The following is a 21,210-nucleotide window of genomic DNA, read 5'->3' as shown; positions in this document are numbered from 1 at the left end:
CGTGAGCGATCTCGCCACCGGCGAGCGGATGCCGCAGGCAGGGCGCCCGGCATCCGCCCCGCCCGCGACACCGCGGAAGGAGTCGGCCTGGCGCCGACGCGACCGCCGCTGGGGCTATCTCTTCATCGGCCCGCAGCTCATCGGCATGACCGTCTTCGTCGTGCTGCCCTTCGCCGCGAGCCTCGTGCTGGCCTTCGCCAGCTGGGACGGCCTCAGCGACCTCAGCTGGGTCGGCTTCGAGAACTTCACGGCGCAGTTCCAGGACGAGCTGCTCTGGCGCTCGATCGTGAACACGCTGATCATCGCGGTCGTCACGGTGCCGATCGGCCTCGGCCTCGCGGTCGTCATCGCGGTCGCGCTCGAGCGCCTGAAGACCCGCACGCTCTACCTGGTGCTGTTCTTCGCCCCGGTCGTCACCTCGACGGTCGCGGTCGCGATGATCTGGCAGCAGATGTTCCGCTCGGACGGCGTGCTCTCCACGACGATCGCGAACGTCTTCGGCATCGACCCGCCGGACTGGCTGGGCGACCCGAAGCTCGCGCTCCTCGCCGTCTGCATCGTCACGATCTGGTCGTCGCTCGGCCTGAACGTCGTGATCTTCCTCGCCGGCCTGCAGAACATCTCGCCCTCGGTGATCGAGGCGGCCCGCATCGACGGCGCCGGCGCCTGGCGGCTGTTCCGCAGCATCCGGCTGCCGCTCCTCTCGCCGATCGTGTTCTTCTCCTCGGTCGTCGCGTTCATCTCCTCGCTGCAGACGTTCGACACCGTCTACGTGCTGGTCTCGAACGCCGGACCAGACAATGCGACCCGCACGATCGTCTACCACATCTACGATCTCGGCTTCGGCAAGTTCCAGATCGGCCCGTCGAGCGCGGCGAGCGTGATCCTGCTCATCCTGACCCTCGTCATCACGGCGATCCAGTTCGGGGCCCAGAAGAAGTTCGTGCACTACGAGGACGACGCCGCATGAGTCTCACGAACCCCAGCCTCGTCGACGGCACCCAGCTGCCGCCGACCGACTCGACCATCGCGATCAGCGCCCCCGGCTACCGCCCGCGCGCGCCGCGCACCGGCGCAGGCAAGCGGCGGCTCGGCCAAACCCTGCTGCACGCGCTGCTCGTCGTCGGCGGCCTCGCGATGGTGTTCCCGTTCCTCTGGATGCTGCTGACCTCGTTCAAGACGCTGCCGCAGCTGCTGAAGGACCCGCTGTCGGTGCTGCCCCAGCCGTGGACGCTCGACAACTACGCGGATGCCTGGAATGCGGTGCCGTTCGGCCAGGCGTACCTGAACAGCCTCTACATCGCGGTGCTCGTCGTCGCGGGCACGCTGCTCACGGCGTCGATGGCGGGCTACGCCTTCGCCCGGATCCGGTTCCGCGGCGCGAAGGTGCTCTTCATCCTCTTCCTCGCGACGCAGATGATCCCGAAGCAGGTGACGCTGATCCCGTTCTACCTGCTCATGACGCAGCTGGGGTGGGTCGACTCGCACCTCGCGCTCATCGTGCCGGGACTCCTCGCGAACCCCTTCGCGGTGTTCCTCATGCGGCAGTTCGTGCTGTCGCTGCCGAAGGAGCTCGAGGAGGCCGCGATCGTCGACGGCGCGGGGCGCTGGCGGATCTTCTGGAGCATCATCCTGCCGAACCTGAAGCCCGGGCTCGCGGCGCTCAGCATCATCGTCGCGCTCGACGTGTGGAACGCGTTCCTGTTCCCGCTCGTGCTGCTGAACACGCCCGACCTCTTCACGGTGCCGCTGCTGCTCTCGGCGTTCCAGGGGCAGTTCGGCTCCATCAACTACGGCCTCGTGATGGCGGCGAGTGCGATCTCGACGATCCCGATGCTGATCGTGTTCGTCATCGGGCAGCGCCGCATCCTGAACAGCATGGCCGCGTCGGGACTGGGGGGACGATGAGCGGACGGCCGGATGCCGCTTCACGCATCGATGCCGCGCAGCTCGCCGACCTCGCGGGCGCGCACCTCGACCTCGCGCGGGCCCCGTTCACGCTGCCCCGCTCGCGGGTGCTCGTGTTCCGCGTCGACCGCGAGTCCGCGGCGGACGCCCTCGGCGAGGGCGGCGCCCCCGCGCCGGCGACCGCGCTGCGGGTGCACACCTCGGAGTACGAGCGCGGGCTCGACGAGTGCCGGGTGCTCGACGAGCTCGTGGTGCGCGACGCCTCCGGCGCACCGCTCCCGGTCACCCGGGTGCTGCCGCAGGCGATCGAGTTCGGCGGGGGAGCGGCGACGCTCGCCTTCGCCGGCACCGCGGCGTTGACGATCGGCAGGCCCGCGGATGCGGGCGGCGAGCCCGACGCCGGCCCGCTGCTCGTCGAGTGGCTGCGGCCCGACGGCGTCCGCGAGCGCGGCGAGCTGGCGGGCCCCACGGCTGCCGTTCGGCTCGTGATCGAGCCCGGGCGCGGAGTGCGGGCCGAGGCATCCGCCGCTCATGCCGCGGAGTGCGCCGCGAGCGAGGCGAGCTGGCTCGACTGGTTCGCGAAGTGCCCCGTCGTGCGTCCGGAACTGCAGCCCATGGCGGCGTTCTGCTGGTGGGTGCTCGGCGCGAACGTCGTCGAGCTGCCCGGCCTCGGCGCGGTGCGCGGGGTCGTGCCGTCGAAGATCGGCTATGTCGGCGTCTGGCAGTGGGATGCGTACTTCATCGCGCTCGGCCTCCGGCACGGCGACCCGGCGCTCGCACGAGAGCAGCTCGAGATCGCCTTCCGCTTCCCGAGCGCCGACGGGCAGCTGCCCGACGTCGTGCACGAGGAGGGCGTGCTCGCCACGAGCGACGACCTGCCGCAGGCCGACCGCGACCGGCTGCGGCGCGCGGGCTCCGACATCGCCGACCCGGACGCGCCCGTGCCGCTCACGAAGCCGCCGCTCGCGGCCTGGGCCCTCGCGAAGGTGCTCGAGGCCGAGGACCGGCCGGAGTGGGCGCGCGAGCAGCTCGCGGTCATCCGCCGCTCGCAGGACTGGTGGTTCGCGGGCAGCGACCTCGACGGCGACGGGTTGCCCGAGTACGGGCACCCCTACTCCTCGGGGCTCGACGACAGCCCGATCTTCGACGGGCCGCTGCCGACGACGGCGCCCGACCTCGGCGCGTACCTCGTGCTGCAGGACCTCGAGCTCGCCCGGCTCGCCGAGCGCTACGGCGCGGATGCCGCGGGCGACCCACGTGCGCACCGCGACCGCGCCGCGGCCACGATGGGCCGGCTGCTCGAGCTCTGGGACCCGGAGTCCGGCCGGTTCACGGCGCGCGCCGCGGGGGAGCGGGTCGCGAGCGACGCGATCGTCGGGTTCATGCCGTTGCTCACGGGCGAGCTGCCCGCCCCCGTGCTCGCCGCGCTCGAGGCGGCGCTCGCCGACCCGGCGCGCTATGCGACGCCGTGGGCGGTGCCGACGGTGTCGGCCGCCGATCCGGACTTCTCGCCCGAGCGGATGTGGCGCGGGCCCGTCTGGGTGAACACGAACCGCCTCATCGTCGAGGGGCTGCAGCGCTCGGGGCGTCCGGAGCTCGCCCGCGAGCTCGCCGAGCGCACGGCGGCCCTCGTCGTGCACGGCGGCGGGCCGCACGAGTACTTCAACCCGGAGACCGGCCGGAAGGCCCGCACGGCGACGACGGCGTTCGGCTGGTCGGCCGCGCTCTTCCTCGACCTCGCGGTCGAGCTCTCGGCGCCCGCGAGCTAGGGGGCGGGAGCGGAGGCATCCCGGCCCGCCCTCCGCTTTCCCCGCGGGAGGAGATTCACGGCGGGAGAGGAAAGATGCGTCACGCGACACCTCCCCGCGTGCGAATCTCCTCCCGCGGGGAAAGCGGACGGGCAGAACGGGCGAGCGGACGGGGCGGATGGCGCGGATGGCGCGGACGGCGCGGACGGCGCGGACGGGGCGGACGGGGCGGACGGGGCGGATGGCGCGGATGGCGCGGACGGCGCGGATGGCGCGGGCGGGGAGGTTCGAGGATGCCGGGGGCGAGGCGAGGGTCAGGCGGTGAAGTACGGGCTGGAGGCGTTCTCAAGGATGCGTCGCATGCCGTGCATCCAGTTGACCTTGAGCGCCGTCACGGCCCCGGGCACGTCGCCGGCGACGAGGCGCTCGGCGATCGCGGCGTGCTCGGCGGCGACGCGCCCGACCATCGCGTCGTTCGGCACGAGGAGCGACTCGTACCGGTGGAACGAGCCGCGCACGCTCGAGATGACGTCGAGGAGGCGCTGGTTCGGGCAGGCCGAGAGCATGATGCCGTGCCACTCGTCGTCCTTCGTGACGACGAAGGCGTGCTCGACGAGCTCCTGGTCGAACTCGGCGGCGAGGGCGGCGAGGCGGACGCCGATGCGCTGCAGCTCCGCGACGGGGCTGAGCTCGAGGGCGAGGCTCTCGAGCGCGGCGAGCACCGGTGCGAGCTCCTCGAACTCGCTCGCGCTCAGCGGCATGAAGCGGAAGCCCTTGCCGTTCTCGCTCGAGATCTGGCCCTCGCTCTCGAGCGCGATGAGCGCCTCGCGGAGCGGGGTGCGGCTGACGCCGAGCTCGGCGGCGAGCTGCACCTCGTTGATGCCCTCGCCGGGCTGCACCGCGCCGGCGCGCATGCGCGCGAGGAGCTCCTCGCGCACCTGCGAGCGCAGGTTCTTGCGTTCGATCGCCATCTTCGCCCTCCGGGCCGTTCGGCCGTCGCGGGCAAGCCTAGGGGGTGGTGCAGGGCTTGACCGGTTCCGGCATCCGGTTTACGGTGTGTATACAGAATACATTCTGCAGACCGAGGTGTACAGCCGATCGACCAGGCGGCACCCGACCTGGACCGACCCACTCAGAGAGGAGCAGGCGTGGCAGACGACGCGCCCCGCGGCATCCGACTCGACGCGCTCGCCTACGGCGGCGACTACAACCCCGACCAATGGTCGGAGGAGGTCTGGCTCGACGACGCCCGGCTCATGCGCGAGGCCGGGGTGAACCTCGTGAGCCTGCCGGTCTTCAGCTGGCCGCAGCTCGAGGTCGCCCCCGGGGTCTACGAGTGGGGCTGGCTCGACCGGGTGCTCGAGATCCTGACCGACGCCGGCATCCGCATCGACCTCGCGACCGCGACGGCGACGCCGCCCGCCTGGCTCGTCCGCAGCCACCCGGAGATGCTGCCCTGGAACGAGGACGGCCAGCGGCTCGAGTTCGGCTCCCGGCAGGCCTACTGCCCGAGCTCGCCGGTCTGGCGCGAGCACGTCGCGCGGATGACCCGGGCCATGGCCGAGCGCTACGGCGCGCACCCCGGCCTCGCGCTCTGGCACGTCTCGAACGAGTACGGCGACCACGTCTCCCGCTGCTGGTGCCCCGAGTCGGCCCGGCACTTCCGCCGCTGGCTCGAGGCGCGCTACGGCGGGCTCGACGGGCTGAACGCGGCCTGGGGCGTGAACGTCTGGGGCCAGCGCTACACCGCGTGGGACCAGATCGAGCCCCCGCGGCGCGCGACCGGCCCCGTGAACCCGACGCAGCTGCTCGACTTCGAGCGCTTCTCCTCCGACGCACTGCTCGAGCTCTTCCAGCTCGAGATCGACGTGCTCCGCGAGATCACCCCCGACATCGCCGTCACGACGAACTTCATGAGCCTCCTGCGCGACCTCGACTACTGGGACTTCGCCGCCGTCGAGGACCTCGTCACCGATGACGCCTACCCCGACCCCGCCGACCCCGAGGCGCACGTCCACGCGGCGCTGAACTACGGCTCCATGCGCTCGCTGAAGGGCGGGCGGCCCTGGCTGCTCCTCGAGCAGGCGCCGAGCGGCGTGAGCTGGCGGGAGGTCAACGTGCCGAAGGCCCCGGGCCAGATGCGCGTCGGCAGCCTGCAGGCCATCGCGCACGGCTCCGACGGGGCGATGTGCTTCCAGTGGCGGCAGGCGAAGTACGGCCAGGAGAAGTTCCACTCGGCGATGCTCGGCCACCGCGGCGAGCGCTCCCGCACCTTCCGGGAGGCGAAGGCGTTCGGCGCTGAGCTCCGCCGACTCGAGCCCGTGCGCGGCACCCGGGTGCGCTCGAGGATCGCGCTCGTCGTCGACGCCGACTCGTGGTGGGGGAGCTCGGCGACGGAGTCGCTGCCCTCGCAGCGGCTGAACTGGCTCGCGCAGGCCCGCGCCTGGCACGCCGCGCTGCACGCCCTCGGGCATCCCGTCGACACGGTCCGGGCGACCGGGCCCTTCGACGACTACGAGCTCGTCGTCGTGCCGAACCTCTACGTCGCCGACGCCGAGCAGGCCGCCGCGCTCGCCGCGTTCGTCGCCCGCGGCGGGCAGCTCGTCGTCGGGCCGTTCTCCGGCGTCGTCGACCCGAACGAGCACGTCCACGACGGCGGCGCCCCCGGCCCGCTGCGCGGACTCCTCGGCGTCGAGGTCGACGAGGTCTGGCCCGTCGCCGACGGCCGGGCCGAGCGCGTCGCCCTCCCGGGCGGCGCGACGTTCGAGGCACCGATCTGGGGCGAATGGCTCGAACCGGTCGACGCGGAGACGATCGCCGGCTACGCCTCGGGCGAGCTCGCGGGGCGGCCCGCGATCACCCAGCGGCGGGCGGATGCCTCGACCGGCGCGGCCTGGTACGTGAGCTGCGTGCTCGAGCCCGCGGGGCTCGTCGCCCTCTTCCGCGAGGTGCTCGCGGCGGCCGGGCTGCCCGCCCGCGCCCGCATCGACACGATGCTCGAGGCCGTCACCCGGGCCGACGCCGACACCGACTACACCTTCGTGCTGAACCACGGGCGCGAGGAGCTCACCGTCGACGTGCCCCCGGGTGCGCGCGATCTGCTCGGCGACGGCACGCCGACCGGCCGCGCGCTCACCCTGCCCCGCTTCGGCGCCGCCGTGCTCGCGACCCCGCGCGCCGCCGAGCCGCCGTTCATCACCATCACCGACCCCGACGACTGACGACTGAGGACCCACATGACCGAGTCATCGGCTGCCTTCGTGCACCCGTACCTGCCCAACTCCGCGCCTGAGGTGCGCCGCGCGATGCTCGACGCCGTCGGCGCGGCATCCGTCGACGAGTTCTACGCCGACGTGCCGGACGAGCTCCGCCTCGACCGGCCGCTCGACCTCCCCGCTCCGCTCCTCGCCGAGCAGGACCTCGCGCGGCACGTTCGCGGGCTCCTCGCGAAGAACCGCTCGACGGAGGACCGGCTGAGCTTCCTCGGCCACGGCACCTACCGCCACTACGTGCCCGCCGTCGTCGACGAGGTGATCAACCGGAGCGAGTTCCTGACCGCCTACGCTGGCGAGCCCTACGAGGACCACGGCCGGTTCCAGGCGCTGTTCCAGTACCAGTCGCTCATGGCCGAGCTCCTCGCGATGGACGTCGTGAACGTGCCGACCTACGACGGCTACCAGGCGACCGCGACCGCGCTCGCGATGGCCGGCCGGCTCACCGGCCGCCGCCGCGTGCTCGTCGTGAGCGACGTGCTGCCGGAGAAGCACTCGAAGGTGCACGACTTCGTCCGCGTGCACCTCGACCTCGAGCCCGTCCCGACGAGCGGCGGCACCGCCGACGTCGCGGCCGCCGTCGCCCGCCTCGGCGACGACGTCGCCGCGATCTGGGTCGAGACGCCGAGCGCCACGGGCGCCGTCGAGGCGGCGCTGCCCGCGCTCGCCGCGGCGGCCCACGACGCGGGGGCGCTGCTCGTCGTCGGCACCGACCCGATCGGCTACGGCGTGCTCACCCCGCCCGCCGAGCAGGGCGCCGACATCGTCTGCGGCGACATCCAGTCGCTCGGACTGCACCCCTGGTACGGCGGTGCGCACGGCGGCTTCATCGCCGTGGCCGACGACGAGCCGCTCGTCATGGAGCTGCCCTCGCGGCTCTTCGGGCTCGCGACGACCGACGTGCCCGGCGAGGTCGGCTTCGGCGACGTCGCCTACGAGCGCACCTCCTTCGCTCGACGCGAAGAGGGGAAGGAATGGGTCGGCACCGCGGCCGCGCTGTGGGGCATCGCCGCGGGCGTCTACCTCGCGCTGATGGGCCCGCGCGGCATGGCCGAGCTCGGCGAGCTGCTGCTCGCCCGCACCCGCTACGCCCAGCAGCGGCTCGCCGCCGTGCCGGGCGTCCGCCTCGGCGACGACGCCCTGCACCTGCGCGAGTTCACGATCGACGTGTCCGGCACCGGGCGCACCGCGGCCGAGCTCGTCGCCGCGCTCCGCGCCGAGGGCATCGAGCCCGGCGTCGTCGTCGGCGAGCACCTGCTGCTCGTCTGCGTCACCGAGCTCACGAGCCAGGACGACATCGACCGGCTCGCCGCATCCCTCGCCGCCGCGAGCGGCACCGCCTCCGACCGCCAGACCCCGAAGGAGCAGCGCGCATGAGCCTCCCCATCGCCCCGAAGCCCGCCATCCGCCGGTTCCACCAGGCCCGCTGGGACGAGCCCGTCATCTTCGAGCTGTCGACCCCGGGCGAACGCGGGGTGCTGGTGCCGGCCGTCGAGCCGGGCGTCCGCGACGCCGTCGGCGACGTGCTCGCCGAGCTGCCGGCCGGGCTCCGTCGGGAGGCGCCGCCCGCGCTGCCCGAGCTCGCCCAGATGCGGGTGCTGAAGCACTACCTCCGCCTCTCCCAGGAGAACCTGGGCGCCGACCTCAACGTCGACATCGGCCAGGGCACCTGCACGATGAAGTACTCGCCGAAGATCAACGACCAGCTCGTCTCGGTGCCGCAGCTCACCGAGATGCACCCGTTGCAGGACCCGGCCGACGCGCAGGGCGTGCTCGAGATCGTGTGGCGGCTCGAGCGGATGCTCGCGGAGATCTCCGGCATGGCCGAGGTCTCGCTGCAGACCCAGGGCGGCTCGGCCGCGATCTGGGCGAACATCGCCATGATCCGCGCCTACCACGAGGCGAACGGCGAGGGGGAGCAGCGTCGCGAGGTCATCACGACGATCTTCAGCCACCCCTCGAACGCCGCTGCCGCGAAGGCCGCGGGCTACGAGGTCATCACGATCCACCCGGATGCCGAGGGCTACCCCGATCTCGCCGCGCTGAAGGCGGCGCTGTCGCCCCGCACGGCGGCGATCATGGTCACGAACCCCGAGGACACGGGCATCTACAACCCGGCGATCAAGGACTGGGTGGATGCCGCGCACGCCGTCGGCGCCCTCGCCTCCTACGACCAGGCGAACGCGAACGGCATCCTCGGCATCACCCGCGCCCGCGACGCCGGCTTCGACGTATGCCACTTCAACCTGCACAAGACGTTCTCGACGCCGCACGGCTGCGGCGGCCCGGGCTCCGGTGCGAACGCGGTGAGCGAGGCGCTCGCGCCGTTCCTGCCCGGCCCGCGGATCGTCCGGGGCGAGGGCGACGACGCCCGCTTCGAGGTGCGCGAGGCAGGACCTCAGTCGATCGGCACCGTCGCGCCGTTCTTCGGCGTCGTGCCGAACCTCGTGCGCGCCTACGCCTGGATCATGGCGCTCGGCGCGGAGGGGCTCCTCGCCGCGGCCGAGACCGCGGTGCTGAACAACAACTACCTCCTCGCGAAGGTGCTCGAGATCCCCGGAGCCTCGGCGCCGTACGCGACCGGCCGCCGTCGCATCGAGCAGGTGCGGTACTCCTGGCAGGAGCTGTTCGAGGAGACGGGCATCAGCTCGGAGGAGATCGGCGTGCGGATGTCGGACTTCGGCATGCACTACTGGACGAGCCACCACCCCTACGTCGTGCCGCAGCCGTTCACGCTCGAGCCGACCGAGTCGTACTCGAAGTCGGAGCTCGACGAGTACGTCGCCGCGCTCGCCGAGGTCGCGCGCGAGGCCCGGGAGACCCCCGAGCTCGTGCGTACGGCGCCGCACCGGCAGAGCGTCCACCACACCCACCACGACGATCTCGACGACCCCGAGCGCTGGGCCGTCACTTGGCGGGCGTACCTGCGGAAGTACCCCGAGGTGGCGGCCCGGACCGCCCCGGCCGCGGCGGCGCCCGCGGTCGACGCGCCGGCCGCCTGACCGTGCTCGGCCTCGTGGTGAACCCCGTCGCCGGGGTCGGCGGGCCCGCCGGGCTCGCCGGCTCCGACGGGGCCGACGTGCAGGCGCGCGCGGCCGCGCGGGGCGCGCGACCACGGGCGGGGGAGCGGGCGCGGCTCGCGCTCGAGCTCCTCCGCGAGGCGGCGTCGGCCGGATCTGACGCCGGACCGGGTGCGGATGCCCCGGCCGGCCCGCTCGAGGTGCTCACCGCCGCCGGGGCGATGGGCGAGGACGCGGTGCGGGCCGCCGGACTCGTGCCGCGGGTCGTCTTCCGCCCCGCGGCCGCGACCACCCCGGCCGACACCGCGCGGGCCGTGCGCGAGCTCGTCGCCGCCGGTGCCGGGCTCGTGCTGTTCGCCGGGGGCGACGGCACCGCGCGCGACGTCGCCACCGGGCTCGACGCGACCGGGCTCGACGCGGCCGGGCCCGATGCGGCCGGTGCGGGGACCGCGGCCCTCGGCATCCCCGCGGGCGTCAAGATGTACTCGCCGGTCTTCGCCGTCAGCCCGCGCGCGGCGGGCGCGCTCGCCGCGAGCTGGCTCGACGGCGGGCTGCCGATCGAGGAGCGGGAGGTGCTCGACCTCGACGAGGACGAGCTGCGCCGTGGCCGCGTCGAACCGCGACTGCACGCCGCACTGCCGGTCCCCGTGCACCGCGGGCGGACGCAGGCGCGCAAGGCGGCGACGCCGACGAGCGAGGCGGCCGCGGTCGTCGCCGCGGCGGCCGGGGCGGTCCGGGCGATGCAGCCGGGCGTCCGCTACCTGCTCGGCCCCGGCGGCACCACCGCCGAGCTCGCCCGGTGGCTCGGGGTGCCGAAGACGCGGCTCGGGGTCGACGTCGTGCTCGACGGTCGGCTGCTGCGGGCGGCCGCGAGCGAGGCGGAGCTGCTCGAGGAGGTCGCGGCGGGGCCCGCGCGCGCCGTCGTCTCGGTCATCGGCGGCCAGGGCTTCCTCCTCGGCCGCGGCAACCAGCAGCTCTCCGCCCGCGTGCTCCGAGCCATCGGCGACGAGCCGCTCCTCGTGGTCGCACCCGAGCAGAAGCTCGTCGAGCTGCACGGCCGTCCGCTCCTCGTCGACACCGGCGACCCCGAGCTCGACCGCGCCCTCGCCGGCTTCGTCCGCGTCGTCACCGGGCCGGGCGCGAGCAGCATCTACCCTGTCAACGCACCAGACGTCGAGGCATCCCTCGCCTCGCGAACCGAAGGAGAAGGCCATGCGCCTTGAGAACAAGCAGGCCATCGTCACCGGCGGCGCGGGCGGCATCGGCCGCGCGTCCTCGCTCGCCCTCGCGGCCGAGGGCGCGAAGGTCGCCGTCGTCGACCTCGACGGCGCCGCCGCCGAGCGCGTCGCGGAGGAGATCCGCGAGGCGGGAGGGGAGGCGATCGCGATCGCCGCCGACGTCTCGAGCGAAGCCGACATCGACCGGGTCGTCCGCGAGACGCAGGCGGCGTTCGGCGGGGTGAACGTGGTGTTCAACAACGCGGGGATCATCCGCCGCACCACCGCCGTCGAGACCACGGTCGAGGAGTGGGACCGGGTGTTCGGGGTGAACGTCCGCTCCATCTTCCTCATGTGCAAGCACGTCGTGCCGGTGATGGCGGCGGCGGGCGGCGGCTCGATCGTGAACACCGGCTCCGGTTGGGGGCTGAAGGGCGGCGGCCAGGCGATCTCCTACTGCGCCTCGAAGGGCGCGGTGGTGAACATGACCCGGGCGCTCGCGATCGACCACGGCCCGCAGGGCATCCGGGTGAACTCGGTGAACCCGGGCGACGTCAACACGGGCATGCTCCGCGAGGAGGCGCGCCAGCTCGGGCAGGCGGAGGACGGCTTCCTCGCCGAGGCCGCCGACCGTCCGCTGCGCCGCATGGGCGAGCCGCGCGAGATCGCCTCGGCGGTCGTCTGGCTCGCGAGCGACGAATCGAGCTACGTGACCGGCTCGGCGCTCGTCGTCGACGGCGGCGGCATCGCCTGAGGCGCGGCCCCGGATGCGCACGGGAGCGCGCATCCGGGGCGCTAGGCTCTGAGCATGTCGGGACCGGGGGAGTCGCGGCGCGCCGGCGCCACGTTCGACCGTTCCGTCGTCCTCTCGCAGCTCCTCTTCGGCGCGGTCCTCGTGACCGCCGTGTTCACGCTGCTGCTCTTCTCGCCTGCGGCCCTCACGAAGCCGCTCGCGATCGTCGCGGTCGCCATCGTGTTCGGCGCGACCGGCGTCGCGATCATCGTCCCGTGGCACCGCTTCCCGCGCGGCCTCGTGATGGCGCTGCCCATCGTCGACATCCTCGCGGTCGGCCTCATCCGCATCGCCGAGCCGGCGGCCGGCGTCGGGCTCCTCTGGTTCTTCCCGACGATCTGGCTCGCGAGCTACTTCGGCCTGACCGGCGCGATCATCGCCGTGTCGACCTCCTCCGTGCTGGTCTGGATCTCCGAGATCGTCGGCGACCGCGCGTTCACCCCGATCAGCGTGCCCTCCGTCGTGCTGCTGCCGATCGCGCTCAGCTTCATCGCCACGAGCACGGTGCTGAGCTCGCGCCGGGCCGGTGCGCAGCGGGTGCTCCTGCGCACGCAGGCGAAGCAGCTCGAACGCGCCCTCCGGCGGGCGAACAAGCAGGAGCAGCGTCTCGCCGAGGTGCTGAACGCCGTCGACTTCGGCGTCGTGCGGCTCGACCGCGACGGTCGCGGCGGCGTCATGAACACGGCGTACGCGAAGCTCTACGGCCTCGACGTCGCCGACCCCGACGCCGCGCGCGACGGCGTCGCCTTCGCCGCCGACCGGGCCACTCCGCTCAGCCCGGCGGAGCTGCCCTTCAACCGCGCCGCCGCCGGCCAGGAGTTCGACGACGAGGTGACGTGGATCCCCGACGGCGGCAGCGAACTCCGCGCCGTGTCGGTGACCGCGCGGCGCCTGTACGACGAGGACGGCGGTCTCGAGGGCAGCGTGCTCGTCGCGCGCGACATCACGGACGAGCGGAACGCGGTGCGCGCCCGCGACGATCTCGTCGCCTCCGTCTCCCATGAGCTGCGCACGCCGATGACCTCGGTGCTCGGCTACATCGACCTCTCGCTCGACGCCGAGGAGCTCCCGGCGAACGTCCGCCGAAACCTCGAGATCATGCAGCGCAACGGCGACCGGATGCTCGAGCTCATCGCCTCGATCCTGCAGTCCGCGAAGCGGGCCGAGGCGCCGGTGCCCCTCGCCCTCGCCCCCGTCGACCTGCACGGGATCCTCCGGGACGCCGTCGAGGCCGCGCAGGCCCGGGCCGACGAGCGGGACATCCGGCTCGTCATCACGACGGCCGACGAGGCGGTCGTCCGCGCCGACGGCTTCCGCCTGCGGCAGGTCGTCGACAACCTCGTCTCGAACGCGGTGAAGTACAACCGGCAGGGCGGCGAGGTGATGGTCGGCGCCACCGTCGACGACGGGATGGCGTGGCTGGTCGTGCGCGACACCGGCATCGGCATCCCGGAGGCGGAGCTGCCGAAGGTGTTCGAGCGCTTCTTCCGTTCGGGCGGGGTGCGCCAGGGCACGGTGCACGGCAGCGGCCTCGGCCTCGGCATCGCCCGTGAGCTCGTCGAGCGCCACGGCGGGGAGATCCACATCGACAGCGAGGAGGGCAGCGGCACGACGGTCATCGTGACGCTGCCCGTCGCGGGCCCGGAGGACGCATGACGATCGACCTGTACACCGTCCAGCTCGCGACGAGCACCGTGACGATCATCGCGGGCCTGATGTTCATCCTCGACACCGTGCTGCGCCGTCCCGACGCCGCCGGTCGGCTCTGGGCCGTCTCCTTCATGGGCGGGATGCTCACCTCGATCTCCTACGCGGTGTGGATCCTCGTGCCGGGCGCTTGGTGGGCGGTCGGCGTCGGCAACGGCGCGATGGTGCTCACTGCCGGGCTGCTCTGGTCGGGCGCCCGCGCCTTCAACGCACGGAACGATCTGCTGTGGGTGCCGCTCGTGGCGGCGACCGCGGCGGGCGTCGCCGTGGTCGCCGAGGGCCCCGACGGCGGCGACTGGGCCGGCGCGCTGCCGCTCTTCTTCGCGCTCGCCGCCTTCTCGGCGCTCGGCGCGGCCGAGTCGCTCCGCCGCCCGATGCGCAGCCACTGGGCGGCGCGCGGGCTCACCGTCTCGTTCATCGTCGTCGCGCTGTACTACGCCTTCCGCACGGCCGCGTTCCTGCTGGTCGGCCCGGGGGACACGCTCTTCCGCACCTTCTTCGGCAGCGAGGCCTCCGCCTTCGTGATGATGACGCTCATCATCGTGATGACGGTGAGCCTCGTCATCCTCCGCTCCGATCGCCCCGCCGAGGGCGGCGGCGACGGCGCCCACTGGGCGGAGGGCGAGGTGCTGGCACCGCCGGCGATGCGCCGGCTCGTCGAGGACCAGCTCGAGCGCGCGAACTTCCACGACGACCAGCTCGTGTTCCTCCGCGTCGGGCTCGACGAGGTCGAGGCGATCAACACGGCGTTCGGCCGCTCCGCGAGCGCCGCGCTCGCCGACCGGTTCACCGCCGCGGTGCGCCGCTACGCCCCGCCGACCGCGGCGGTCGGCGCGATCGACGGCGGCGGCGAACTGCTCGTGGTCGCCCCGTTCCCGCGGATGGCCGACGCCCGCCGCGCCGCGATCGCCCTGCAGGCCGGCATCGGCGAGCAGACGATGGTCGAGGCCGACGGACTGCGGCTCTCCGCGAGCATCGGCATGGCGGGCAGTGACGCCGAGGGGTACGACTTCGACCGCCTCGTCGCGGCCTCGGGCGAGGCGGTCGAGCGGGCGCGCGAATCCGGCGGCGACGCGATCGCCGACTGACGGAGCTCGGCCCGCTGAGCCTGCTCTGACGGCTCGGCCTGCTCGGACGGCTCAGCCTGCTCGGACGGCTCGGCCTGCTCTGACGGCTCAGTCGGCGGGCGTCGGTGAGGGCTCGGCGGCGGCCCCGTCGCCCTCCCCGGCGATCGCGATCACGAGCGTGTCGACCGCGGTCTGCTTCGCGTAGTCGCTCGAGGTCGGCGTCGACTGCAGCAGCAGCTCGTACCGCATCGACAGCTCGACGCTCGCGGCGGCCGGATCGAGCGGCGGCAGCGTGAACGTCTGGCTGTAGGTGTACGGGTCGAGCACGAGGTAGCCGGGCGCGACGGTCGCCTGGTCGACGATCGGGTCGAAGCCGGGCAGCTCGCTCCCGTCCGCCGCGCGCACCACCGGGGTCGCCGTCACGCGCGAGAGGTACACCTTCTGCCCGTCGGCCGGCGTCACCGTCGAGCGGAGCGAGAACGTCAGCGGCTTCTGCGCCGCCGCCGTCCAGCGGTCCATCGACAGGGTCGACCAGTAGTCCGCGGTGAGGGTGATCGCGCCGACCTCCATCGTGCGGGTCGCCGATCCGGAGGCGAGATCGTTCTGCACGGGCTTCGGCGGGGCGCTCGTCGCGGGCGGCGTCGAGGCCGGGGCATCCGTCGGGTTCAGCCAGGGCGGAGCCTGGCAGCCGGCCGTCGTGAGGGCCGCGGCCGAGATGGCGACGACGGCGACCGCCCGTCGCATCCGGCCGTGTGCGCGCGCGTTCGATCGCATCCGTCCCCCAGAATCCCGAATCTTGAGCAGATCTTGAGCCGACGCTATCGCATCCCCAGGCTGACGCTGCGGTCGGCCCGCCAGACTCAGTCGTGTTGGAGCGGGGACGCTGCATCGGATGAATACCCACGAAGTCGAACGAAAGGCCACGTCATGACCGACACCGCACTCCACCGGCCCACCCCCGGGGCCGATGCCGCGGTGTCGGCGACCCGAGCGCGGCCGCTGCACACCGACATACCCGAAGTCGCTCCGCAGTTCGATGATTTCGCCGCCGTCGTCGACACCATCACGGTGTCACGGGCGAGCATCGGATGCATCGTCCCCGCCTACAACGAAGAGGAGTCGATCGGGCAGGTGCTCGAATCGCTCCTCGGGCAGACCCGACTGCCCGACGTCATCCACGTCGTGGTGAACAACTCGACCGACCGCACGGTCGAGCGAGCCGCCGTCTTCGCCGGCCTGCACGTCCGCGAGGACGACGGCGTCGAGCAGTTCACCGAGGTGTTCATCCACGACATCGGCGAGAACCCCGACAAGAAGGTCGGCGCGCTGAACTACGGCTACTCGCTCGTCGAGGGCATGGACTTCATGCTCGGCGTCGACGGGGACACGGTCGCCGACCCCCAGGCGGTCGAGTTCCTCGAGGCCGAGATCGCCTCGGACAGCCGCATCGGCGGCATCTCGGCGATCTACTCCATCGACGACCGCCCGTTCACCGGCGTCGTCGCGCCGTTCCTCATCGCCGGGCAGCGCGCGCAGTTCGCCGCGTTCAACATGCAGAACATGCTGCGCGGCCGCAACATGGCCGTGCTCGGCGGGCAGTACTCGATCTTCTCCACGAAGGCCCTGCGCGACGCGATGACCGCGAACCGCCAGGTGACCCCGTGGGTGAAGGACAGCGAGGTCGAGGACTCGCTGCTCTCGCTGCAGATCAAGAGCGCCGGCTACCTCACGAAGATCTCGGCCCGCGCCCGCGCCGACGTCGGCGGCATGACGACGCTCCGCTCGCTCGACGCGCAGCAGGTGAAGTGGAACTACGGCGCCATCGAGCTCATGTGGCCCGGCCAGCGCGGCGACACCAAGGGCCAGCCGCTCCACCCGAACCTGCGCCTGCGCTGGCTCGAGAACCTCTCCATGGCCACGAACGCGGTCACCCGCATCCTCTTCCTGGTGCTCCTCGCCGGCTCGCTCTCGATCAACGCCTTCGTGTTCAGCCCGATCTGGCTGATCCCGCCGGTCGTCGCGATCCTGCTGAACGTGCGCATCGCGCTCTCGATGAAGAACCGCACGGCGAAGGACATCCTGTTCGCGGCGCTCCTCGTGCCCGCCGAGGTCTACATGTGGATCCGGCTCGGCCACTTCGCCCGCGCCTGGGTGAAGTTCGCCTCCCGCAAGCAGGTCGACAACTGGGCGGAGCAGGCGAAGGCCGAGCGCGGCGGCGGCCACGCCTACCTCACCCCGCTCCTCGTCGGGCTCGCGATCGTCATCGCGATGGTCGCGATCTGGACGCAGCTCAGCCCCGTCGTGCAGTCCTCGATCCTCTGGATCGGCTGGCCCGTGCTCGGCACGATCACGGTGCTGCAGACGCTCGGCATGTTCGGCAAACTCGTCCGCCGTCAGCACGGCTACCGCGTCTGAACCTCCCCCGAACGACGAACGGCCCGCCTGGTTCCTCCGGCGGGCCGTTCGTTCGTGCGCCGGGCGGCGCGGGGCGGGCTCAGTCCTCCGCGGTCATCCGGTAGCCGACGCCGCGCACCGTCTCGATCCAGTTCGGCTGCGTCGCGCTCTCGCCGAGCTTCCGCCGCAGGTTCGCGAGGTGCACCTCGATCGCCCGCTTGTCGGCGTCGCTCACGTAGTACGAGGTGACGTAGCTCTCGCCGCGGAGCGAGAGCGCGAGGTCGGCCTTGCTCCGCACCCGGCGGCCCGAGCTCATCAGCAGGCGCAGCAGCTCGAACTCGCTGCGTGTGAGCTCCAACTGCTCGCCCGCGAGCGTGGCCAGGTGCATGTCCGGCTGGAGCCGGAGGCCGCGGTGCTCGTACCAGCCGTCGTCGTCCCCGCCCGCCGCGACGGGCGTCGGGGCGGTCGCGACGTCCTCGCCCGCGGCGGCGGGCGTCGGTGCAGGGGCGGATGCCGGTGCAGGGGCGGATGCCGGAGCCGCCGCTGCGGCATCCGCTGCGGGCCCCGCCGCGGGCGTGCCGGACGGGCTCGCATCAGACGCGGTCGTCGTCGTCGTGGCGCTCGCGGGGGCATCCGCCGCGGCCGCGCCCTCACCGGATCCGACCTCGGGCCCGCGTTCCCGCTCGCGGCGGCGGAGCATCGCGTCGATGCGGGCCCGCAGCTCGCGCGGCCGGAACGGCTTCACGAGGTAGTCGTCGGCGCCGGACTGCAGGCCGATCAGCGTGTCGGCCTCCTCGCCGAGCGCCGTCAGCATGATCAGGTACGTCCCGCTGAACTCGCGGAGGCGTCGTGCCGCCTCGAAGCCGTCGATGCCGGGCATGCTGACGTCGAGCGTCGTCACGATGGGCTCGTACTTGCGCACGAGCTCGATCCCGTCGATGCCGTTGCCCGCGCTGTGCGTCTCGAAGCCGCCCTGCTCCAGCACCTCGACGAGGAGCTGCCTGATGTCGAGGTCGTCCTCGATGATCACGGCGATGCGCTCGCCGTTCGCCTGGTTCGCCGTCATGTTCCCCGATCTTCCTTGCGTCGCCGGGCGTCCCGTCGCCCTCGTCCGTTCTCGACCCGCTGCGTCCCGTCGCCCAGGTCGGCCATCGTCGTCAGCCGCCGCCCGTGAGGGCGATCGCCGCCTCCGGCCACCACTGGCCCGCCGGCGGGCCGCCGTGGCACTCGCCGTCGCTCTCGCCCGGCGGCTTGATCCAGAGCACGGCGTCGACGACCGGGTCGTCGATCGCCGCGGGGTCCTCGCCGACCGTGCGGCCGGGCACGTTGCACCACTCCGCGTCGGGCGGCGGGCCGGAGCCGTTCCGCGAGACGTCGATGACGGCGTGCCCGCCGCCGAGCGCCGCCGCCACGCGGTGGGCGTAGTCGCGCTCCTCGTCCGTGGAGCGGGTGTTGGAGACGTTCGTGGCGAAGCCCCGCACCCGGTCCACGCCGGCGGCGTCGAGGAGCTCGGCCATCCGCTCGGCCGGCAGCCACGCGGAGTGGCCGCCGTCGAGGTAGACGGCGGAGGTCCGGGCGAATCGGCCGGCCGCCTCCCGGACGAGGGCGACGCGCGCGGCCGGGTCGGGGCAGGCCTCGGAGAGGGCGAGGGCGTCGGGCTCGAGCACCACGACGACGCGGCGCTCGCCGATCGCTTCGACGATCTCGTCGAGCCACGCCAGGTAGGGGGTGCGGGCGAGCCCGCCGGAGCTCTGCCCGCCGCAGTCGCGGTCGGGGATGCCGTAGACGACGAGGACCGGCAGCGCCGCGGATCCGGCGGCGTCGTCGAGGAGTGCGTCGAGCGCGGGACCGACCTCGCCCTGCGGCAGGCGTTCGGGCACGAGCCAGACGGCGGTGGGCCGGGACGCGAGCTGCGCGGCGGCCTCGCGTTCGGCGGCCGTGGCCCCGGTCTGCGCCGCGATGGCGGCCGACGAGTCGGGGGAGCGGTAGAGCGTCCGGTTCGCGAAGGGGGAGTCGGCCGAGGTGGCGGGGGCGCACGCGGCGAGCAGGGCGAGGAGGGCGATCGAACCGCTCGCGAGCGCCAGGCGGCGGGCGGCGGCGCGCGAACGCACGCCGGTTCCCGATGCCGTCATCGCTCGTTTCCTTCCCCCCGTTCCGGTCAGTCTAGGGCCCGCCGTTTCTCCGCCCGCCGCCTCCGCTTCTCAGGAACATCCGGCGGTTCTGGCCACCGACCCCGAACGAGGGGCGCGGAGCGACGCGGATGTCGGCGGAGCCGTCCTGAGTCGGGATTAACTGGATTGGTTCTTTCTGGATAGAAAGTTTTCTGTTAGCTTCGTTTCCGGTAACGCTCGCACCTTGTTCCTGCCGCGACGTCGCTGTTCTTCCCACGCAATGAAGCCAGAGAGGAAACACGAACGATGATTCGAACCAAGCGCCGACTGGTGCTCGCGCTCGCCGCGGGCGCCTCGGCCCTCGCCCTCGGGCTGTCCGGCTGCTCGCCCTCGGGCGGCTCGTCCGGCGGCGACGACGCCATCCTCCGGGTCTGGGCCGGAAGCGCCACCCCGATCAACAACAACTTCAACCCCTTCGCGGTCGATACGGCCGTGCACGCGACCTTCGGCGCGATCTACGAGCCCCTGTTCTTCTTCAACCAGCTCTCGGCCGACCCGCCCGTCGGCATGATCGGCGACAGCTACGAGTACAGCGCCGACGGCAAGACCCTGACCGTGAAGATCAAGCCCGGCCTCAAGTGGAACGACGGCGAGGACCTCACCGCGGAGGACGTCGCGTTCACCTTCGGCTACGGCTCCAACGTCAGCGAGCAGTTCGTCTCGGCCGAGGCCACCGACGACACGACCGTCGTCCTCACGTACACCGAGCCGCAGTTCACGAGCGCCTCCCTCACCCTCGGCTCCACCTGGATCATCCCGAAGCACGTGTGGGAGAAGATCGACGACTTCATGTCCGAGACGAACCCCGAGCCCGTCGGCTCCGGGCCGTACAAGCTGAAGACCTTCACCGAGGCCGCGTACACGGTCGAGGCGAACGAGCTGTTCCGCGACGGCGCGCCCGAGGTGAAGCAGGTGCAGTACCTCGGCCTCGACTCCAACCAGTCCGCCCAGGACCTCCTCACCACCGGCAAGATCGACTGGGTCGGCCAGTTCATCGCGAACCCCGACGCCGTCACCGGCTCGGGCGACATCGCGACGCTGAACCTGCAGCAGGACCCGACGACGATCACCACGTGCGCGAACGCCGATCTCGGCTGCACCGGCCCGCAGACCGACCCCGCGGTGCGCCAGGCGATCGACGTCGCGATCAACCGCTCGACCATCCGCGAGAAGGCGTTCGCCGGGCTCGCGGGGGAGTCCTCGCCCTCGTTCATGCTCCTCCCGCGCGACGAGCAGTGGCTGAGCGACCCGGCGCTCACCACGAGCCCGCAGGACCCCGACGTCGCGAAGGCGCAGCAGATCCTCGAGGCGGCCGGCTACACGAAGCAGTCCGACGGCTTCTACGGCAAGGACGGCGCCTCCTTCGAGATCGACCTCTTCTCGCCCGACGGCTGGACCGACTACAACGACGCCGCGAAGCTCATCTCCGAGCAGGCGGCGGAAGCCGGCATCCGGATCAACGCCCGCACCGTCTCGGACGCCGAGTACTGGACCCCGATCCAGTCGGGTGACTTCCAGATGACGCTCTACGGCCTCACGCAGAGCCTCGTCGCCGACCCCTACTCGAACTACCACGAGTACTTCGCCGGCACCTCGACCGCGAAGGTGGGCGAGACCCCGCTCGTCGGCCAGAACTACTCGCGCTACTCGAACCCGAAGGTCGATGCCGCGGTGCTCGCCGCGGGCGGCACGGAGGACGTGCCGACGAAGCAGGCCGCCTACGCGACGATCCAGACGGAGATCGCCCGCGACCTGCCCTACATCCCGGTCGTGCTGAACGCCTCGCAGTCCTTCTTCAACACGAAGAAGTTCAGCGGATGGCCGTCCGAGGACGACCTCTACGCGGCGCCGCTGCCCTACCTCTCGGTGGCGAACGCGGTCGTGCTCACGCACCTGAAGCCGACCGAGTAGGC

Annotated in this window: 16 protein-coding genes; 12 read left to right on the top strand and 4 right to left on the bottom strand. The window is 72.6% G+C overall.

Annotated elements, in window-relative coordinates:
* Position 1: 1 nt before the first annotated feature.
* From ROT00_RS16265 to ROT00_RS16255, 3 genes are read left to right on the top strand one after another with little or no spacing between them, the layout of a single operon-like run.
* Positions 2 to 970 (top strand): carbohydrate ABC transporter permease, encoded by a 969-nt coding sequence (locus tag ROT00_RS16265; RefSeq protein ID WP_404776080.1) that lies wholly within the window; start codon positions 2 to 4, stop codon positions 968 to 970.
* Complete coding sequence (locus ROT00_RS16260; RefSeq protein ID WP_404776079.1) at positions 967 to 1,908, top strand: carbohydrate ABC transporter permease; 942 nt, start codon at positions 967 to 969, stop codon at positions 1,906 to 1,908. Before ROT00_RS16265 ends, ROT00_RS16260 begins: the two co-directional genes overlap by 4 nt.
* Entirely contained in the window at positions 1,905 to 3,677 is a 1,773-nt protein-coding gene (locus ROT00_RS16255) for an amylo-alpha-1,6-glucosidase (RefSeq protein WP_404776078.1), read from the top strand. The genes ROT00_RS16260 and ROT00_RS16255 overlap by 4 nt, the downstream gene beginning before the upstream one ends.
* Before the next feature lie 293 nt (positions 3,678 to 3,970).
* Here the strand turns inward: ROT00_RS16255 and ROT00_RS16250 are convergent, their stop codons facing one another.
* A complete protein-coding gene (locus ROT00_RS16250) occupies positions 3,971 to 4,627 on the bottom strand; it encodes a GntR family transcriptional regulator (protein ID WP_404776077.1) in 657 nt (218 codons plus the stop codon).
* Between the two features lie 177 nt (positions 4,628 to 4,804).
* On the opposite strand from ROT00_RS16250, the gene ROT00_RS16245 reads away from it, so the two are divergent.
* From ROT00_RS16245 to ROT00_RS16215, 7 genes are read left to right on the top strand one after another with little or no spacing between them, the layout of a single operon-like run.
* Positions 4,805 to 6,877 carry a beta-galactosidase gene (locus tag ROT00_RS16245; RefSeq protein WP_404776076.1) on the top strand — a complete coding sequence of 691 codons (2,073 nt, stop codon included), beginning with the start codon at positions 4,805 to 4,807 and terminating at the stop codon, positions 6,875 to 6,877.
* Between the two features lie 15 nt (positions 6,878 to 6,892).
* A complete protein-coding gene (gene gcvPA, locus ROT00_RS16240) occupies positions 6,893 to 8,305 on the top strand; it encodes an aminomethyl-transferring glycine dehydrogenase subunit GcvPA (RefSeq protein WP_404776075.1) in 1,413 nt (470 codons plus the stop codon).
* Entirely contained in the window at positions 8,302 to 9,930 is a 1,629-nt protein-coding gene (gene gcvPB / locus ROT00_RS16235; RefSeq protein WP_404776074.1) for an aminomethyl-transferring glycine dehydrogenase subunit GcvPB, read from the top strand. Before gcvPA ends, gcvPB begins: the two co-directional genes overlap by 4 nt.
* A 2-nt stretch (positions 9,931 to 9,932) precedes the next feature.
* Entirely contained in the window at positions 9,933 to 11,171 is a 1,239-nt protein-coding gene (locus ROT00_RS16230; protein WP_404776073.1) for an ATP-NAD kinase family protein, read from the top strand.
* Complete coding sequence (locus tag ROT00_RS16225) at positions 11,161 to 11,919, top strand: SDR family NAD(P)-dependent oxidoreductase (protein WP_404776072.1); 759 nt, start codon at positions 11,161 to 11,163, stop codon at positions 11,917 to 11,919. The genes ROT00_RS16230 and ROT00_RS16225 overlap by 11 nt, the downstream gene beginning before the upstream one ends.
* Before the next feature lie 54 nt (positions 11,920 to 11,973).
* Positions 11,974 to 13,614, top strand: coding sequence for a sensor histidine kinase (locus ROT00_RS16220; protein ID WP_404776071.1), 1,641 nt, complete (start codon positions 11,974 to 11,976; stop codon positions 13,612 to 13,614).
* On the top strand, positions 13,611 to 14,753 hold the full coding sequence (locus ROT00_RS16215) for a diguanylate cyclase domain-containing protein (RefSeq protein WP_404776070.1): 1,143 nt from the start codon (positions 13,611 to 13,613) through the stop codon (positions 14,751 to 14,753). The genes ROT00_RS16220 and ROT00_RS16215 overlap by 4 nt, the downstream gene beginning before the upstream one ends.
* 87 nt (positions 14,754 to 14,840) lie before the next feature.
* On the opposite strand, the gene ROT00_RS16210 is transcribed toward ROT00_RS16215, so the two are convergent.
* Positions 14,841 to 15,506, bottom strand: coding sequence for a hypothetical protein (locus ROT00_RS16210; protein WP_404776069.1), 666 nt, complete (start codon positions 15,504 to 15,506; stop codon positions 14,841 to 14,843).
* A 153-nt stretch (positions 15,507 to 15,659) separates the two neighbouring features.
* On the opposite strand from ROT00_RS16210, the gene ROT00_RS16205 reads away from it, so the two are divergent.
* A complete protein-coding gene (locus tag ROT00_RS16205) occupies positions 15,660 to 17,147 on the top strand; it encodes a glycosyltransferase family 2 protein (protein WP_404776068.1) in 1,488 nt (495 codons plus the stop codon).
* A 79-nt stretch (positions 17,148 to 17,226) separates the two neighbouring features.
* On the opposite strand, the gene ROT00_RS16200 is transcribed toward ROT00_RS16205, so the two are convergent.
* Positions 17,227 to 18,192 carry a response regulator transcription factor gene (locus tag ROT00_RS16200; RefSeq protein ID WP_404776067.1) on the bottom strand — a complete coding sequence of 322 codons (966 nt, stop codon included), beginning with the start codon at positions 18,190 to 18,192 and terminating at the stop codon, positions 17,227 to 17,229.
* Between the two features lie 91 nt (positions 18,193 to 18,283).
* Complete coding sequence (locus tag ROT00_RS16195) at positions 18,284 to 19,258, bottom strand: glycoside hydrolase family 6 protein (RefSeq protein WP_404776066.1); 975 nt, start codon at positions 19,256 to 19,258, stop codon at positions 18,284 to 18,286.
* A 285-nt stretch (positions 19,259 to 19,543) separates the two neighbouring features.
* Here ROT00_RS16195 and ROT00_RS16190 point away from each other — a divergent pair, with 285 nt between their 5' ends.
* Positions 19,544 to 21,208: an ABC transporter substrate-binding protein gene (locus tag ROT00_RS16190; protein WP_404776065.1), complete on the top strand. Its 1,665-nt coding sequence runs from the start codon at positions 19,544 to 19,546 to the stop codon at positions 21,206 to 21,208.
* The last annotated feature ends 2 nt before the right edge of the window (positions 21,209 to 21,210 follow it).

Source organism: Agromyces mediolanus (genome assembly GCF_044917495.1).
GTDB classification, from domain to species: Bacteria; Actinomycetota; Actinomycetes; order Actinomycetales; family Microbacteriaceae; genus Agromyces; species Agromyces mediolanus_B.
This window is presented reverse-complemented; position numbering and strand designations above follow the sequence as displayed.